The sequence below is a fragment of the Gordonia sp. ABKF26 genome, assembly GCF_041103195.1.
GTDB classification, from domain to species: domain Bacteria; phylum Actinomycetota; class Actinomycetes; order Mycobacteriales; family Mycobacteriaceae; genus Gordonia; species Gordonia terrae.
Genome location: NZ_JBGCVZ010000003.1, coordinates 2,810,155 through 2,826,818 on the forward strand (window position 1 = coordinate 2,810,155; position 16,664 = coordinate 2,826,818).

Below are 16,664 nucleotides of genomic sequence, written 5' to 3' on the forward strand. Positions count from 1 at the left end.
TGAACCAGGAGTCCGGGAACGAACACGCGTGAATCGCGGGTATCGAGCCGGGGTGCAGCAGGCAAACTACAGTGAGTTGATGCGCTCGGCCGGACGGAGGGAAGTGGTGTGACGCGGGTGGCTCGTTGGCTCGGCGTCGTGCTCGCCGTCCTGGTCGTGGTGACCGGATGCGTGGACAACGAAGCGCGGGAGCGTGCGAACCAGGTCACCCCGATCGACATCGACGTGGCGAAGGTGCCGGAGATCTCGGCTCTCGTCCCACCCGAGATCGCCCGCACCGGACGCCTCATCGTCGGGGTCAACATCCCGTACCAGCCGAACGAGTACAAGGACGCGTCGGGAAAGATCGTCGGTTACGACGTCGACCTGATGAACGCCGTCGGCAAGGTTCTCGGACTCGTACCCGACTACAAGGAGTCCCAGTTCGACACGATCATCCCGTCGATCCAGGCCGGCACCTACCAGGTCGGCATGTCCTCGTTCACCGACACACTCGAACGCGAGAAGCAGGTCGACTTCGTGACCTACTACAGCGCGGGTGTGCAGTGGGCGCAGGCCACCGACAACGACGACGACATCGATCCGGACAACGCCTGTGGTCTCCGGGTCGCAGTCCAGACGACCACCTACGAGGACACCGACGAGGTCCCGGCCAAGAGCGCGGCCTGCGTGGCTGCGGGGAAACCGGCAATCGACAAGGTCAGGTTCGACAGCCAGGACGAGGCGGTCAATGCGCTGATCCTCGGGCGCGTGGACGCGATGTCGGCCGACTCGCCGGTCACCGCCTACGCCATCAAGCGGACGGACGGCCGATTGACGCCGGCCGGCGGCATCTTCGACTCCGCGCCTTACGGCTGGGCCATCCGGAAGGGTTCGCCGCTCGCGGTCGCGATGCAGCGCGCCGTGCAGTACCTCATCGACAACGGACAGTACGAACAGATCGCGGCCAACTGGGGCCTCGAGGAGGGGATGATCGATGTCTCCGTCATCAACGGGGCGGTGAACTGAGGTGACGTCACCACACGCCGACCCCGCCACATCGACCGAACCGGAACCGATCAAGGCGGTTCCGCTGCGCCGACCCGGGCAGTGGATCGCCGCGGTGATCATCGTCGTGCTGGCCGCACTGTTCATCTATGGTGCCGCCACCAACGAGGCCTACAGCTGGGGCACGTACGGCAACTACCTCTTCGATTCGCGCATCCTGTCGGGTGTCGGGTACACCCTGGCCCTGACCCTGCTGTCGATGGCGATCGCCATCGTGCTCGGTGTCCTCCTGGCGATCATGCGGCTGAGCCCGAACCCGGTGTTGCGCGGGACGTCGTGGGTCTACCTGTGGATCTTCCGCGGCACACCCGTGTACGTCCAGCTGGTGTTCTGGGGCCTGTTCCCGGCGATCTACAAGCAGATCGACCTCGGCATCCCATTCGTGCACCAGTTCGTGACCCTCGACATCCAGACCCTCAACGCCGCGTTCCTCTTCGCGGTGATCGGTCTGGGTCTCAACGAGGCCGCGTACATGGCCGAGATAGTCCGCGCCGGTGTGTCATCGGTCGGTGAGGGGCAGACGGAGGCCTCGGTGGCGTTGGGCATGTCGTGGTCGCAGACGATGCGACGCACGGTCCTGCCGCAGGCCATGCGGGTCATCATCCCACCCACCGGCAACGAACTGATCAGCATGCTCAAGACCACCAGCCTGGTGGCAGCGGTGCCGCTGACACTCGACCTCTACGGCCGCCAGCGCGACATCTCCGGTGTGATCTTCGAGCCGATCCCGTTGCTGCTGGTCGCATCGACCTGGTACCTCGTCATCACCAGTGTCCTGATGGTGGGTCAGTACTACGTCGAGCGCTACTACGCCAAGGGCGCGACCCGGGCGCTGACCGCGCGACAGCTCAAGACGATGGCCGAGGGGGCGGCCACGGCCCCCGGCGGCGCCGCCGGCCCGGCAGGGGGAGAGAAGGCATGAGCCCGGGAGAGCACACGGCCGGTCCGGCCAACCCCGGCGGGTCACCGACGCCGATGGTGGTGGCCGACCGTGTCTGCAAGAGTTTCGGCTCGGTGCAGGTCCTCAAGGGGATCTCGCTGGAGGTCGCACGCGGCGAGGTGCTGTGCCTCATCGGACCGTCGGGCTCGGGGAAGTCCACGTTCTTGCGGTGTGTGAACCACCTGGAGGTCGTCAACGCCGGCCGGCTCTACGTCGACGGTGATCTGATCGGGTATCGCGAACGCAGCGGCAAGCTCTACGAGATGAGCGCCAAGGACGCGGCCACCCAGCGCCGCGACATCGGCATGGTGTTCCAGCATTTCAATCTGTTCCCGCACCGCACGGCCCTCGAGAACGTGATCGAGGCGCCGATGCAGGTGAAGCGGCAGTCGCGTTCGGAAGCGGTCGACAAGGCCCGCTATCTGCTGGATCGGGTCGGGCTGTCCACACGGGCCGACGCCTACCCGGCGCAGCTGTCGGGCGGCCAGCAGCAACGCGTCGCGATCGCGCGCGCACTTGCCATGGACCCCAAGCTCATGCTCTTCGACGAGCCCACCTCGGCACTCGACCCCGAACTCGTCGGGGACGTGCTGAAGGTGATGCGCGAGCTCGCCGCTTCGGGGATGACGATGATGGTCGTCACCCACGAGATGGGCTTTGCCCGGGAGGTCGCGGATCAACTCGTGTTCATGGACGGCGGCGTCGTCGTGGAACGGGGCGATCCCCGCGAGGTCCTCTCCGACCCGAAAGAACAGCGTACCCGGGAGTTCCTGTCGAAACTGCTGTGACAGCCGTCAGCCGGCCTTGTGGCTGCAGAAGATCGCTGTTCCCGGAAAGTAGCTGCCCCGCAACGGACTCCACTGGCCCCATGTCCGGTCGAAACCGTCCGGCCATTCGGGTTCGATGATGTCGTCGAGGACGAATCCGGCCGTACGGATTTCACGGACACGGTCACCGATGGTGCGGTGGTGCTCGACGTAGGTCAGCCTGCCGTCGGCATCGGTCTCGGTGTACGGCGTGCGGTTGAAATACGGTATCCGGACGGTCAACCCCTCCGGCCCGGGGTCGTCGAGGAACATCCAGCGCATCGGGTGGTTGACGGCGAAAACCCAACGGCCACCGTGTTTCAGCACTCGCGCGACCTCGCTCATCACGCCGGCGGAGTCGGCGACGAACGGTACCGCGCCGAATGCCGAGCATGCGGTGTCGAACGATTCGGCGGCGAAGGGCAGCGTCTCCGCGGTGGCCTGCACGAGCGGTACCCGCACGCCCTCGGCGGCCATCGCGTCGAGTCCGATGCCCAGCATCCGCCGGGACAGATCCACGCCCACCGCGTGGGCGCCATGGGCGGACAGCCATCGGGCGCACGGCGCCGAACCGCAACCGATCTCGAGGATGTGACGCCCGTCGATGTCCCCGAGGAGGCCGACGTCGGACTCACGGAGTCCCTCCGGACACCAGACGAAGTCACCGCCTGCGGCATGCGCGCCGAGAAACTCGCCGTGCTCGACGTGGTAGTTCTCCGCGTCGTGATCCCACCACCAACGGTTGGCACGGTCGCTGGACGTGGAGTCGACGTCGCCGAGAATCCTCGGGGGACGGCCTGCTGCCGGTTCGTTCGACGTCGTGTCCGCGGGTTCGGCCTGGTTGGGGGACATCCTGCGATGATAGGGCCCGGGTCGTGGCGGCCACTTCCGCCGGCCCATGGTGTCGACCCGACCGGCAGCGCTCGCCGGCGCCGGTCAGGTCGTGAGCTCGTAGAAGCGGAAGAAGCTGAAGTCCTCGATGGGGAGGACCTCCACGTCGGTGTATCCCGCGTCGCGGGCGTACTGCCTCACGGTCGACGGCCGGAACACGGTGCCGGTCGCCGCCGACGGCGGCGAACTCATCGAGTCCGGCAGACAGACGAACAGCGAGAACCCGTACATGATCTTGTCGAGTTCGTCTGCCGGACCGCTGAACTCGTCGGACACCGCCTCGTCCATGACGATCAGTGACGCCTCCGGTGTCAGTGCGCGACGGACCGCCGCGAGAACCTGGACGGGGCGGGGCATGTCGTGGAGACACTCGAACGCGAACGCGGCGTCGAACGGGCCGTGCGCCGTCGCCTCGTCACCGTCGGCCACGAGGAATGTCACGCGCTCGGAGACCCCCGCGGTTGCGGCGTGCGCGCGGGCCATCTCGACGGATGCCTCGTCGACATCGAGGCCGACGAAGGTCGCCTCCGGGTAGGCACGAGCGAGTGCGATGGTGGAATGCCCTGCCCCGAAGCCGACGTCGGCGATGCGGGCGCCGGGCCGCGACAGACGCGTGTGGAGGTGTTCGACACCGGCGAGCGCCGGCGCGAGCCGGGCGTCGAACCAGGGCCGGTTGAGATCTGCCTGGCACTCCCGCGCGTCGGCGCCCAGGGTCGCCCAGCTCACGCCACCACCGTGCCGATAGGCGTCGAGCAGTTCGGGCAGGTGGCGAGCCGACGCCGCGAACATGCGCGGGAGGGCACCCAGATACGACAGGCTCGAGGTGTCGGTGAGCACCTCGGCGACGCCGGGCGAGATCGCAAAAGGTGGGCGGCCGCGAGGTCAGGTCGGCGTCGAGAATGCCGAAGGCGCACTGCATCTCGAGCCACTCCCGGGCGTACCGCGCGTTGGTCTCGGTGTGCTCGGCCAGTCCGTCGGCGGTGAGTGGTCCCGCCTCGGCCAGGCACCGGTACCACCCGAGGCGCTCACCGAGATACACGCTCAGCGTCTCGGCGGTGGCGAGGGCGGAGCCGAAGAGGCGCTCGGCGAACTCGTCGGCACTCGGTCCCGGCCGGTCAGGGTGGCCACCCGCTGCTTCGGTCATGAACCATGATGTGGCCGAGTCCGGGCGGCGCGCCCTCGTTTCGGCGAACGCGGTCGCGCGAACTTCGCCGGACCGCCGGTTCGGGAGTGCGTAACCTGTGCGTCGTGGGCGACGAGACTTGCCGATGCGGTCACGACCGAGCGGCTCATGAGCACTATCGGGCGGGGACCGACTGCGCGCTGTGCGGCGCGGGTGACTGCCCTCGCTTCCGGCGGAAGTCCCGGGTTCGTCGTCTCCTCGGCGCGTTGCCCGGAGCGCGCGGCTCCGGCCGCCCGTCAGCCTGATCGCCCATTCGGCTCTCGTCGGCTGCTCCGTGCGGTCCGTCGACGCCCTTCGATCAGCAGGCTCGCCCCGCGAGTATGACGTCGGTTCCCTCGTCCGGGTCCCAGCGACGGAGTGCGGTGAACTCACCGGCGATCTCGGCGCGCAGGTCGAGGACGACCAACGCGCGGGCGAGCTGCTCGGCGTCCATCCGCCGCGCCAGGGTGACGTGCGGCGTCCACCGGCCGGGGGTCGTGTGCGCGAACGCAGTCCCGTGGTGTCCGGGCGACGTTGCGGAACCGGCCGGTCGGGACCCGATGAACCCGGCCGCCAGTCGGCAGACCTGAGCGTGGGCCGAGAGGAGTTCGGTCGACGGCACCACGAGCCGCGCGAGTGTGGACCGGCCGGCGGCTCCGAAGAGGATCGGGGCGCCGAGTCGCATGCCGACCGGGAGGCGCATGGCGACCCCGGCCAACGCCGCGTCGGCCTGGGGATCGATGCGCGACGCGGCCGCGAGCGTCACGTGCGGGCGGTTGGTGGCCGACGCGACGCGTCCCTGATGAGGCAGTCCGGCTGCGGCCAGCGCATCCCATTCGGCCCGAACCTGCTGGTCGGACGAGTCGTCGAGGAGGAGTTCGAGGGAGTGTGCCACGTGGGCATCGTCTCATTTTCCGCTGGGCCGCACGTCTCGGCGGCCTCGCGAGACGAGCCATTTGCCCAGCACAACGCCGCTGGAGTAGGCTTCTACACGCGCGTGTGCCCGATGACGCGCGGTTCGCACCTGCCCTGACCGGTGACAGGCCGGTCCAGGTGGTGTCGATCAACAGCGCTTTTCCGAATCGTACCTACTACACACCTGTCCGGAGCAACTCAACATATGTCGTCCCCCACGATCACCTCGCCGCAAGTAGCCGTCAATGACATCGGCACTGCCGAGGACTTTCTCGCCGCCATCGACTCCACGATCAAGTACTTCAACGATGGCGACATCGTGGAAGGCACCATCGTCAAGGTCGATCGGGACGAGGTTCTGCTCGACATCGGTTACAAGACCGAAGGCGTCATCCCTTCTCGCGAACTGTCGATCAAGCACGACGTGGACCCCAACGAGGTCGTCAACGTCGGTGACGAGGTCGAGGCCCTGGTCCTCACCAAGGAGGACAAAGAAGGTCGTCTGATCCTCTCCAAGAAGCGTGCGCAGTACGAGCGTGCCTGGGGCACCATCGAGGAGCTCAAGGAGAAGGACGAGGCCGTCAAGGGCACCGTCATCGAGGTCGTCAAGGGCGGCCTGATCCTGGACATCGGCCTGCGCGGCTTCCTCCCGGCATCGCTCGTGGAGATGCGTCGTGTCCGCGATCTGCAGCCGTACATCGGCAAGGAGATCGAGGCCAAGATCATCGAGCTCGACAAGAACCGCAACAACGTGGTCCTGTCGCGTCGTGCATGGCTCGAGCAGACCCAGTCCGAGGTCCGCAGCGAGTTCCTGCACCAGCTGCAGAAGGGCCAGGTCCGCAAGGGCGTCGTGTCCTCGATCGTCAACTTCGGTGCGTTCGTCGATCTCGGCGGCGTCGACGGTCTGGTCCACGTCTCCGAGCTGTCCTGGAAGCACATCGATCACCCGTCCGAGGTCGTCGCAGTCGGCGACGAGGTCACCGTCGAGGTCCTCGACGTCGATCTGGACCGCGAGCGTGTGTCGCTGTCGCTCAAGGCAACCCAGGAAGATCCGTGGCGTCAGTTCGCCCGCACCCACGCCATCGGCCAGATCGTGCCGGGCAAGGTCACCAAGCTGGTGCCGTTCGGTGCGTTCGTCCGCGTCGACGAGGGCATCGAGGGTCTGGTCCACATCTCCGAGCTCGCCGAGCGTCACGTCGAGGTGCCGGATCAGGTTGTCGCCGTCGGTGACGACGCGATGGTCAAGGTCATCGACATCGACCTGGAGCGTCGCCGGATCTCGCTGAGCCTCAAGCAGGCCAACGAGGACTACACCGAGGAGTTCGACCCGTCGAAGTACGGCATGGCCGACAGCTACGACGAGCAGGGCAACTACATCTTCCCCGAGGGCTTCGATGCCGAGACCAACGAATGGCTCGAAGGCTTCGAGAAGCAGCGCGAGGCATGGGAGGCCCGGTACGCCGAGGCCGAGCGTCGCCACAAGATGCACACCGCCCAGATGGAGAAGTTCGCCGCTGCTGCCGCCGAGGCCGCCAACGCCCCGACCGACTACTCGTCGGCGTCGGAGAGCCGCGGAGGTTCCTCGTCCAGCAGCTCGACCGGTGGATCGTCGGCCGGCGGTTCGCTGGCCAGCGACGAGCAGCTCGCCGCCCTGCGCGAGAAGCTGTCCGGCAACGCCTGACACGCACGCTCACTGAGCACATGAGAGAAGCCCTCCCGGGGAAAACCGGGAGGGCTTCTCTCATATCTCGTCCGTGCCGGGCGGGTCTTGGCGCTCCCCGTGCGGCCCGGTCTGCCAATAGTCGCGGACATCGAAGGCCGTCAGTGCCGACCAGCGTGGGGGCGTCCGGCGCGATACTCCGTCCGGGTCCGATGTGTCGTCGCCGGGCGCGCCGTCGAGCGGACCCTCGAAGTCGCGTAGCCGAAGGGCCAGGGCGGGTTCTCGATCGATCGCCGCGGCGAGTGCGTACAAGGTGGCGAGGATGTGCAGGCACCGATCGCCGCGAGCCCGACATGAACAGTCCGCGACGTCGAGACCCGCAGCGGACCACGACGCCGCCTCGACCAGCTTGCGGTGCATGTCGTCGGTCGGCTCGGTGGACGCGCCGAGCAGCTCGCGCAGAGCCGACGCGGTGGCCGAGCTCATCGGCTCGAATTCCAGGTGTGCCACGGACGCCTGGCCACCTCGCTGGACCAGTCCGCTGACCGAACGTCCCTCGACGGTCAGGGCGACGCCACCGTTGCGGGCGACACTGCGGGCGCGCGGCGCCACCGGGTTCGGTGAGCGGGTCGCGATGGGCTCGGCGAGCCGGACGATCTCGGCGCCCCAGCGGCTGAAACCGAACTCGGCGGGTGAGTTGGTCATCGGACCTCCCGATTGCGGCGAAGGACGTCGATCAACCGTTCGTCGCTGAGGCCGGTCAGTTCCGCGAGGGCCGACGAGTCGTCGGCGTGCGTGCCGAGTGCGGACTTGCGCCGGTGCAGGTCGTCGATGTGTTCCTCGAGCGAGGTGGCCGTCGTGAGGGTGGTGATCGTGACCGGACGCTCCTGGCCGATGCGGTGCACGCGATCCGAGGCCTGGGCTTCGACCGCCGGATTCCACCAGCGGTCGAAATGGATGACGTCGCAGGCGCGTGTGAGTGTGAGCCCGACGCCACCGGCCTTGAGACTCATCACCATGATCCCGGGGCCGCGGCCCGACTGGAAGTCGGCGACGAGTTCGTCGCGCCGACTCGCCGGGAGGCCGCCGTGGAAGAACGGGGCGTCGACTGCGAACTGTTCGGCGAAGTGACGGACGAGCAGTTCACCGGTGTCGCGATACTGGGTGAAGACGAGGGTGGGGGAATCGGTGCGTAGATTCTCGCCGAGGATCTCCGCGCACACGTCGAGTTTGCCCGAACGGCCCGGGAGCACCCGGGTGTCGCCGGTGACGAGACCGGGGTGGTTGCAGATCTGCTTGAGGCGGGTGAGGGTGGCGAGAATCCTTCCGTGTCTTTCGAATCCATCGCCGAAGCCGTCGTCTTCCACACGCGCCAGGTGAGCATCGTAGAGTTGCGCCTGTTCGGCCGTCAGGTCGACCAGAACCGGATTCGGGATCTTCGGTGGGAGCGCCGACGCCACCCGGGATTTGGTGCGCGCCAGCATGACCGGTGACACCGCGACCCGGAGTCGTTGCAGCGCTCCGGTATCGCCGTCGTCCACCGCCTTGGTGAACCGGCGCCGGAACACCGCCCGGTGGGGGAACAGCCCCGGCGCAGTGACGCGGAGGATCGCCCAGAGGTCGTCGAGACTGTTCTCGATCGGGGTGCCCGTCAACGCGACACGAGCACCGGCATCGACGGAGCGGGCCGCGCGGGAGACCTGGGTCCGCGGGTTCTTCAGGTTCTGAGCCTCATCGAACACGATTGTCGCCCAACGAGTCCGGCGCACGACGTCGACGCTCGACCGCAGTCGTGCGTAGGAGATCACGGTGACCGAACCGGCCGCGACCGGGGCGTCCTCGAGGGGTCCGGTGTGGACGTCGAGTGCGGGCGCGAAGCGGGCCACCTCGTGCGTCCAGTTGGTGACGAGACTCGTCGGGCAGACGACCAGCTGGGGTCCCTCGTGGGCGCGTAGTGTCAACAGCCCGATCGCCTGGACGGTCTTGCCGAGTCCCATCTCGTCGGCCAGTACGGCGCCGCCGGTCACCTCTGCGGTTCGGGCGAGCCACGCCACGCCGCGGATCTGGTAGGGCCGCAGGCTTGCCCGGAGCCTGTCGCGCAGAGCTTCCTCCACCACCAGGCAGTCCCGCAGAGCCGCGCGGGCGAACTCGGCCGTCGTCATCGCGGTTCCCGTGGGGTCGACCTCGGCGTGAGCGGCGAGAGGTAGCTGCGTCGAGGTGTCGCCGGCAAGCGTGAGTCGCCACGCGTGAACCGACTCGGCGACCCTGCTCGGATCGTCCGATGCGTGACCCGAGAGGAGCGTCGGGACGTCGACGATGTCGCAAGCGACGTCACGGACGACGAGATCGCCGCCCTCCGGAATCGCGAGGCGACATGAGTCCGCGCGGCTTCCGGCGTCGGGATCATGCGACGACCAGAGTGCGAACTGATGGAGATCCGGCAGATAGGTGGCCTGTCTGGTCAGCGTGACGCTCCTCTTGGTACGGTGTACGGAGTTAAATACTCGGTACACCGTACGGGAAAGGCGTTGCCGTGTCGACCGCTGATGATGCACGTATGTTGGTCCGCCTCCTGTGGCGGGCCGAGTGCGGCGCCGGGGGGCCGCGGCGTGGTCCGCGGCAGCGGGTGTCGGTCGACGACATCGTGACCACCGCGATCCGCCGCGCGGATGCGGGGGGACTCGGCGCCGTGTCGATGCGCTCGCTGGCTTCCGATCTCGGTGTCGGGCCGATGAGTCTGTACACCTACGTACCGACACGTGACGTGTTGGTGGCGCTCATGGTCGACGAGGTGGCGGCGGACGCCCCGATGCCGCCGTGTTCGCCGACAGTCGTGGAATCCCTGGCGGGTGTCGCTCGCGCTCTGCGTGCCGAGTGTCTGACGCACCCCTGGTTGCTGGAGGCCTCGCCCTGGCGTCAGGTGCTGGGGCCGCACCGACTCGCCCGCTACGAGCGGCAGCTCGAGCTGCTCGAGCCGCTCGACATCTCGGATGTACAGCGCGACAACATCATCGCGCTGATCGGAGCCTTCGTGGTCGGTAACGCCCGCGAGGCGGTCGGGGAGAGGGTGGCCGCGGCCGAGACCGGGATGAGCGATGCGCACTGGTGGGAGATCGTCGGGCCCGAACTCGCGGCGGTCGTGCCCGACGGCGCGTTCCCGCTGTCGGATCGGGTCGGCACTGCGGTCGGCGAGCTCCGGCAGGCGCCCGGTGCGCCCGAGGAGGCCTTCGAGTTCGGGCTGTCGCGCGTCCTGGATGGATTGCAGCCACTGCTGTCCTGATGTCCGGCGTCGATGTGCGGATCGATGGTGGTGGAGGTGCGACGCCGCAACCATGCGTTGTTGACAATGATTTTCATTCCACTGTTGACTGTCCGGGTGTTTGCACAACGGACAAATCTGACCCGATCTCTGGCGCTTCTCGCCGCCGCATCGTTCGCGCTCGTCGCCTGTGGAAGTGAAGATTCCGGTGATTCGACACCGGCCGCCTCCAGTTCGGCCAAGGCCGTCGAGCAGCAGAGCGCCACACCACGTCTCGCACTCAGCTACGACGGCGGCATCCTGGTCCTCGACGCCGAGTCGCTCGAGCAGGTCGCCGACCTGCCGGTCGACGGCTTCATCCGGCTCAACAGCGCCGACAACGGCCGGAACGTCTTCGTCTCCGAATCGGACGGGTTCCGGGTCCTCGACATGGGTACCTGGACGCGTCAGCACGGCGATCACGGTCACTACTACACGACCACTCCGGCCCTCACCGACATGACCTTCGGCGGGGAGGAGCCGGGACACGTTGTGCCCCACGATTCCCGGATCGCCCTGTTCACCGATGGGACAGGCGAAGTCGACATCGTCGAACCCGCCGAACTCCTGCGCGGAAACGCGGCGTCGACCTCCTTCACCCTTCCCGAGCCCCACCACGGGGTCGCGGTGTTCCGTGAGGACGGCACCATGGTGGTGACCGTCGGCAACGAGGATTCGCGCAGTGGTGTCGCGATCCTCGACGGCGAGCGCAAGGAGATCGTGCGCAACGACCAGTGCCCGGGCGTGCACGGCGAAGCCGCCGGCGCCGGCGGGGTCCTTGCCTTCGGCTGTGAGGACGGCCTGCTCATCGTCAACGGCAACGACATCCGTAAGGTCGACAGCCCGGACCCGTACGGCCGCATCGGCAACCAGGCCGGCAGTGACGAGTCGCCGATCATCCTCGGCGATTACAAGTCCGACCCGGATGCCGAGCTCGAACGGCCGACCCGGTTCTCGCTCACCGACACCCGCACCGGTCAGCTGCGGCTGGTCGATCTCGGCACCTCGTACAGCTTCCGGTCCATCGAGCGCGGGCCCGGCGGGTCCGGCGTGATCCTGGGAACCGATGGTGCGCTGCACGTCTACGACGTCAACACGGCGACCAAGACCGCCACCATCCCGACGATCGGCGCGTGGAGCGAACCGGACGAGTGGCAGTCCCCGATGCCGAATGTCGTGGTCCAGGAGGGCATCGCCTACGTCAGTGATCCGGCGGCCAAGAAGATCGTCGCCGTCGATCTGAACAAGAACGAGAAGGTCGGTGAGGCGGAGTTGCCGCACGAGACCATCGAACTCGCCGCCGTCACGGGCTGACACCGGCGATCCGACGAGACCTCGTCTCGACGGCGTGTTCCTGATCTCAGGCCGCGCTGCGCGAGACGAGGTCTCTGCGTGTCTGACCCGGGCAACCGCCCCGACGACACTCCGGCGCCATGGTGTTTGTCACACTGGTGGGCGTGATCAGGCTTGGACTGACCGGTGGCATCGGAGCCGGCAAATCGACCGTGGCAAAGACGTTCGTCGAGCGGGGCGCGTACATCATCGACGCGGACAAGATCGCCCGGGAGGTGGTCGAGCCCGGGTCGGAGGGTCTGGCCGCGCTCGTCGAGGCGTTCGGCCCGGAGATCCTGGCCGCCGACGGGAGTCTCGACCGTCCGGCGCTCGCCGGGAAGGCTTTCGTCGACGACGAATCCCGCACGACGCTCAACGGCATCACCCACCCGCTCATCGGGGCGCGAACACAGGCGATCCTCGACGATGCGCCGGCGGATGCAATTGTGGTGCAAGACATCCCATTGCTGGTGGAGAATCACACGGCCCCGTTCTTCCACCTCGTCGTGATCGTGTTCGCCGAGGCCGACGTACGGCTGCATCGGTTGACGACGATGCGGGGGGTCGCCGAGGCCGATGCCCGCGCCCGCATCGCTGCGCAGGCGACCGACGAACAGCGTCGAGCCGTCGCCGACGTGTGGCTGGACAACTCCGGCGCCCCCGAAGACCTGGCGGCGTCCGCGGCGCGTATCTGGGACGAGCGTCTCGTGCCTCTCGAGATGAACGTCCGCGCTCGCCGAGTCGCCGAGCCGGTCCCCGGACTCGTTGCCGCCGAGCCCAACCCGGACGGCCCGTCGGCGCGTCTGGTGAACCGGCTGTGGGCCGTGGCAGGTGAACTGGCCACCGCGGTCGACGTCACCGACGCCACGGCCGTCGAGTTGCGGGTGACCGCCCGAGATGCCGACGCCGCCGAGGGGCTGGCGAACCGGCTCGCCGACGGCGGATTCGCGCCGGCCGGGCCGGATCTGTACGGCTCGTGCGACCCCGGCCGACCCGCCACGGTGCGCGTCGTCGTCGGCTGACGAGTCCCGCGACACGAACTGACTACAAACGTTGCCAAAATGCGTACACGGCGCGGTGTGCGCTGCTAGCTTGTGAAACGCACGCCACCGCGACGGTGGTGTGGTCGAGGACGAGCGTAGGAGTGGAGTACAGCATGGTCGGTCGGGGACAGCGGGGTCGCGCGCGGATTATCGGTGGCGCAACAGCTTTCGGGGCAGTGGCATGCGCTGGCGTCGCACTGGCCGCGCCGGCCGAGGCGGCACTGCAGGGCATCGCGGTGGACACCCTCCCGGGTTACGGGTCGTCGGCCAATGGCTCGTTCAACTACGGCGTGTACGGCGCGGGCTGTGCCTACGAGCTGTCGGTGCTCGTGGGTGATCCGGGGTCGGCGAAGTCGAACCTGAAGGTCACGCTGGTCGGTGCCGGCCGCACGGTCACCATCTACGACAAAAAGCCCACGAGTTCCGAGGTGCGGCCGACCTGGCGCCCGTCGACGCCCGGGCGCTATGAGCTGAAGGCCACGCTCGACGGGGTGGAGAAGACGCGCGCCGTCACCGTCGGCACCGGCGTGCAGCTCCCGGATTTCATCCGCAACGGGTCGTGTTTCGTCCTACCCACCTACTGAGGTCCGCCGCTCTGAGGTGGTGAGCTACCGGGCGTCGCCGCGGCGGCGATGGTCATGGTCGCGAAAGGCGACCACGCCCCCCGCCGCGGCGTCCAGCCAGGCCTGGACGTCGTTCCCGTGCTCGGCCGTGCCGACGAGAGCTCGCGTGGCGATCTCGACGGCTTCGACACACTGTGCGGTGTCGAGAAGTCCGTCCCGATGCGCCTCGAGCAACTCGTCGGTGTCGAGCAGCACCGGCGGGGTGCCCGGTACGTCGACGAGATCGAGATACCAGTCCTCGGCGTGCCACCGCCCGTCGCCGTCGGGGCCGGCGAAGTGGCCGACATCCAGATAGAGACGCTGCCCCTCGCGGTAACCGCCCTGATAGTGGAAGATGTTGGCGCGCAGGCCCAATGCAGGTAGCAGCCAGGATTCCAGATGGTCGAATCGGGGATGTCCGGGTGCGTGCCGCGACATGTACAGCCCGTAATCGGTGACGCGGTACTCCTCGACCTGACGGACGAAGCCCTTGTTGTCCGTGTTCGTCATCGCGGGCACGTCGAAGACCTCCCGCTTGGGCGGGTGCGCCGGGCGTGGTTCGGGTGCCGTCTCGGCCGCGCCTCCGCGAGGGTTCGTCATGCCTCGAATCTAGACAGGCCACCGCGTCTGCACCGGGCGACCGATGATCTCGGGGCCGGAACTCGGAGTCGCCGCGTTCGTCGAGCTTCGGGGTCGTGCACCGCGCGGGAACATCGATGTCATAGGCCGCGTTTACCCTGGCACTATGGCTTTTGCAGCAGAGCGCCCCGTCATCGCGCACTCGGAGTTCCGGCCGGTCGGTGAGATCGAGCGGTCCGACGCGCGCCTGGAGGTCGTCAGCGAGTACGAACCGGCGGGCGACCAGCCCGCCGCCATCAAGGATCTGACGCGACGGATCAACGCAGGCGAGAAGGACATCGTCCTCCTCGGCGCCACCGGCACCGGTAAGTCGGCGACCACCGCCTGGCTGATCGAGCAGGTGCAGCGCCCCACCCTGGTGATGGCGCCCAACAAGACACTCGCGGCGCAGCTGGCGAACGAATTGCGCGAGATGCTGCCCAACAACGCCGTCGAGTACTTCGTGTCGTACTACGACTACTACCAACCCGAGGCGTACATCGCGCAGACCGACACCTACATCGAGAAGGACTCGTCGATCAACGACGACGTCGAGCGTCTGCGGCACTCGGCGACCTCGAGCCTGCTGTCGCGGCGCGACGTCGTGGTGGTGGCCTCGGTGTCCTGCATCTACGGCCTCGGCACGCCGCAGTCGTATCTCGACCGATCCGTCGAGGTCGAGGTCGGCCAGGAGATCGACCGCGACGCGTTGCTGCGGCTGCTCGTCGACGTCCAGTACACGCGCAACGACGTGTCCTTCACCCGCGGTGGGTTCCGCGTCCGCGGCGACACCGTCGAGATCATCCCGTCGTACGAGGAACTGGCGGTTCGGATCGAGTTCTTCGGTGACGAGGTCGAGTCGCTGTACTACCTGCACCCGCTGACCGGTGACGTCGTGCGCCAGGTCGACTCGCTGCGCATCTTCCCGGCCACGCACTACGTCGCCGGGCCCGAGCGCATGGAGAAGGCGATGGCGAGCATCGAGCGAGAGCTCGAGGAACGACTCGCCGACCTCGAGGGCAAGGGCAAACTGCTCGAGGCCCAGCGGCTGCGGATGCGGACCACCTACGACCTCGAGATGATGCGGCAGGTCGGGTTCTGCTCGGGGATCGAGAACTATTCGCGGCACATCGACGGCCGCGCCGCCGGGAGCGCACCGGCAACGCTGATCGATTACTTCCCCGACGACTTCCTCCTCGTCATCGACGAGTCGCATGTGACGGTGCCCCAGATCGGTGGCATGTACGAAGGCGACATGTCGCGCAAGCGCAACCTCGTCGAGTACGGCTTCCGTCTCCCCTCCGCGGTGGACAACCGGCCGCTGACCTGGGACGAGTTCGTGGATCGGATCGGCCAGACCGTGTACCTGTCTGCGACGCCGGGGCCGTACGAACTGGGCCAGTCCAACGGCGAGTTCGTCGAGCAGGTGATCCGACCGACGGGTCTCGTGGATCCCCAGGTCGTGGTCAAACCGACCAAGGGCCAGATCGACGACCTGGTCCACGAGATCCGGGAGCGGACCGACCGCGACGAGCGCGTCCTGGTGACCACCCTGACCAAGAAGATGGCCGAGGACCTCACCGACTATCTGCTCGAACTGGGTATCCGGGTCCGGTACCTCCACTCGGAGGTGGACACCCTGCGCCGCGTCGAACTCCTGCGCCAGCTGCGCTCGGGTGACTACGACGTCCTCGTCGGCATCAACCTGCTGCGTGAGGGTCTCGACCTTCCCGAGGTGTCCCTCGTCGCGATCCTCGACGCGGACAAGGAGGGCTTCCTCCGGAGCACCACCTCACTCATCCAGACGATCGGTCGCGCCGCCCGCAACGTGTCCGGCGAGGTCCACATGTACGCGGACAAGATCACCGACTCGATGCGCAATGCGATCGACGAGACCGAGCGACGCCGCGAGAAGCAGATCGCCTACAACAAGGCGAACGGCATCGATCCGAAGCCGCTGCGCAAGAAGATCGCCGACATCCTGGACCAGGTGTACCGAGAGGCCGAGGACGAGGCCGTGGCGGTCGGCGGTTCCGGGCGCAATGCCAGCCGCGGACGCCGCGCACAGGGCGAGGTCTCGAAGGCCGGCAGTTCAGGCGTGATCGAGAAGCGCGACGTCTCGATGATGCCGCGGGCCGAGCTCGCCGATCTCGTGTCCCAACTCACCGATCAGATGATGAGCGCCGCTCGGGATCTGCAGTTCGAGCTCGCCGGCCGACTCCGCGACGAGATCGCCGATCTGAAGAAGGAGATGCGCGGGATGGACGCGGCCGGCATCAAGTGAGGTCTCGTCTTCCACCCTGCGCTGTGTGACCGGCCGGTGTGCCGATCACCACGAACGGGGGACAGA

General features: G+C 67.6%; 14 protein-coding genes and 1 pseudogene. 9 read left to right on the top strand and 6 right to left on the bottom strand.

Features of this window, described 5'->3' with window-relative positions; all coding sequences use genetic code 11:
• The first annotated feature begins 108 nt into the window (after nucleotides 1-108).
• The 3 genes from AB4Z55_RS13115 to AB4Z55_RS13125 are packed head-to-tail and all read left to right on the top strand — an operon-like array spanning nucleotide 109 to nucleotide 2,775.
• Nucleotides 109-1,008 (top strand): ABC transporter substrate-binding protein, encoded by a 900-nt coding sequence (locus AB4Z55_RS13115; RefSeq protein WP_064569801.1) that lies wholly within the window; start codon nucleotides 109-111, stop codon nucleotides 1,006-1,008.
• A 1-nt stretch (nucleotide 1,009) separates the two neighbouring features.
• Nucleotides 1,010-1,969, top strand: a complete 960-nt coding sequence (locus AB4Z55_RS13120) for an amino acid ABC transporter permease (RefSeq protein WP_354563491.1) — start codon at nucleotides 1,010-1,012, stop codon at nucleotides 1,967-1,969.
• Complete coding sequence (locus AB4Z55_RS13125) at nucleotides 1,966-2,775, top strand: amino acid ABC transporter ATP-binding protein (RefSeq protein ID WP_275447533.1); 810 nt, start codon at nucleotides 1,966-1,968, stop codon at nucleotides 2,773-2,775. Before AB4Z55_RS13120 ends, AB4Z55_RS13125 begins: the two co-directional genes overlap by 4 nt.
• Nucleotides 2,776-2,781: 6 nt before the next feature.
• On the opposite strand, the gene AB4Z55_RS13130 is transcribed toward AB4Z55_RS13125, so the two are convergent.
• From AB4Z55_RS13130 to AB4Z55_RS13140, 3 genes and pseudogenes are all read right to left on the bottom strand, one after another.
• Entirely contained in the window at nucleotides 2,782-3,645 is an 864-nt protein-coding gene (locus tag AB4Z55_RS13130) for a class I SAM-dependent methyltransferase (protein WP_369519855.1), read from the bottom strand.
• Between the two features lie 84 nt (nucleotides 3,646-3,729).
• Nucleotides 3,730-4,828 (bottom strand): annotated as a pseudogene (locus tag AB4Z55_RS13135) (trans-aconitate 2-methyltransferase).
• Between the two features lie 337 nt (nucleotides 4,829-5,165).
• Complete coding sequence (locus AB4Z55_RS13140; protein WP_248642863.1) at nucleotides 5,166-5,741, bottom strand: 2'-5' RNA ligase family protein; 576 nt, start codon at nucleotides 5,739-5,741, stop codon at nucleotides 5,166-5,168.
• Between the two features lie 225 nt (nucleotides 5,742-5,966).
• Between AB4Z55_RS13140 and rpsA the strand changes: the two genes are divergently transcribed.
• On the top strand, nucleotides 5,967-7,442 hold the full coding sequence (rpsA, locus tag AB4Z55_RS13145; protein WP_004018874.1) for a 30S ribosomal protein S1: 1,476 nt from the start codon (nucleotides 5,967-5,969) through the stop codon (nucleotides 7,440-7,442).
• Nucleotides 7,443-7,502: 60 nt separating this feature from the next.
• On the opposite strand, the gene AB4Z55_RS13150 is transcribed toward rpsA, so the two are convergent.
• Both AB4Z55_RS13150 and AB4Z55_RS13155 read right to left on the bottom strand, forming a co-directional pair.
• Nucleotides 7,503-8,126 (bottom strand): SWIM zinc finger family protein, encoded by a 624-nt coding sequence (locus AB4Z55_RS13150; RefSeq protein ID WP_101821531.1) that lies wholly within the window; start codon nucleotides 8,124-8,126, stop codon nucleotides 7,503-7,505.
• Entirely contained in the window at nucleotides 8,123-9,934 is a 1,812-nt protein-coding gene (locus AB4Z55_RS13155) for a DEAD/DEAH box helicase (RefSeq protein WP_354563497.1), read from the bottom strand. The genes AB4Z55_RS13150 and AB4Z55_RS13155 overlap by 4 nt, the downstream gene beginning before the upstream one ends.
• A 44-nt stretch (nucleotides 9,935-9,978) precedes the next feature.
• Between AB4Z55_RS13155 and AB4Z55_RS13160 the strand changes: the two genes are divergently transcribed.
• The 4 genes from AB4Z55_RS13160 to AB4Z55_RS13175 all read left to right on the top strand — a co-directional run bounded on the left by AB4Z55_RS13160 (nucleotide 9,979) and on the right by AB4Z55_RS13175 (nucleotide 13,678).
• On the top strand, nucleotides 9,979-10,701 hold the full coding sequence (locus AB4Z55_RS13160; protein ID WP_248642861.1) for a TetR/AcrR family transcriptional regulator: 723 nt from the start codon (nucleotides 9,979-9,981) through the stop codon (nucleotides 10,699-10,701).
• A gap of 96 nt (nucleotides 10,702-10,797) precedes the next feature.
• Complete coding sequence (gene aztD / locus AB4Z55_RS13165; protein ID WP_033205893.1) at nucleotides 10,798-12,033, top strand: zinc metallochaperone AztD; 1,236 nt, start codon at nucleotides 10,798-10,800, stop codon at nucleotides 12,031-12,033.
• Nucleotides 12,034-12,176: 143 nt separating this feature from the next.
• A complete protein-coding gene (coaE, locus tag AB4Z55_RS13170) occupies nucleotides 12,177-13,073 on the top strand; it encodes a dephospho-CoA kinase (RefSeq protein ID WP_248645611.1) in 897 nt (298 codons plus the stop codon).
• A gap of 197 nt (nucleotides 13,074-13,270) precedes the next feature.
• Nucleotides 13,271-13,678, top strand: a complete 408-nt coding sequence (locus tag AB4Z55_RS13175; RefSeq protein WP_354563498.1) for a hypothetical protein — start codon at nucleotides 13,271-13,273, stop codon at nucleotides 13,676-13,678.
• A 24-nt stretch (nucleotides 13,679-13,702) separates the two neighbouring features.
• On the opposite strand, the gene AB4Z55_RS13180 is transcribed toward AB4Z55_RS13175, so the two are convergent.
• A complete protein-coding gene (locus AB4Z55_RS13180; protein ID WP_248642858.1) occupies nucleotides 13,703-14,296 on the bottom strand; it encodes a DUF402 domain-containing protein in 594 nt (197 codons plus the stop codon).
• 145 nt (nucleotides 14,297-14,441) lie between these two features.
• Between AB4Z55_RS13180 and uvrB the strand changes: the two genes are divergently transcribed.
• Nucleotides 14,442-16,598 (top strand): excinuclease ABC subunit UvrB, encoded by a 2,157-nt coding sequence (gene uvrB, locus AB4Z55_RS13185; protein WP_033205868.1) that lies wholly within the window; start codon nucleotides 14,442-14,444, stop codon nucleotides 16,596-16,598.
• The last annotated feature ends 66 nt before the right edge of the window (nucleotides 16,599-16,664 follow it).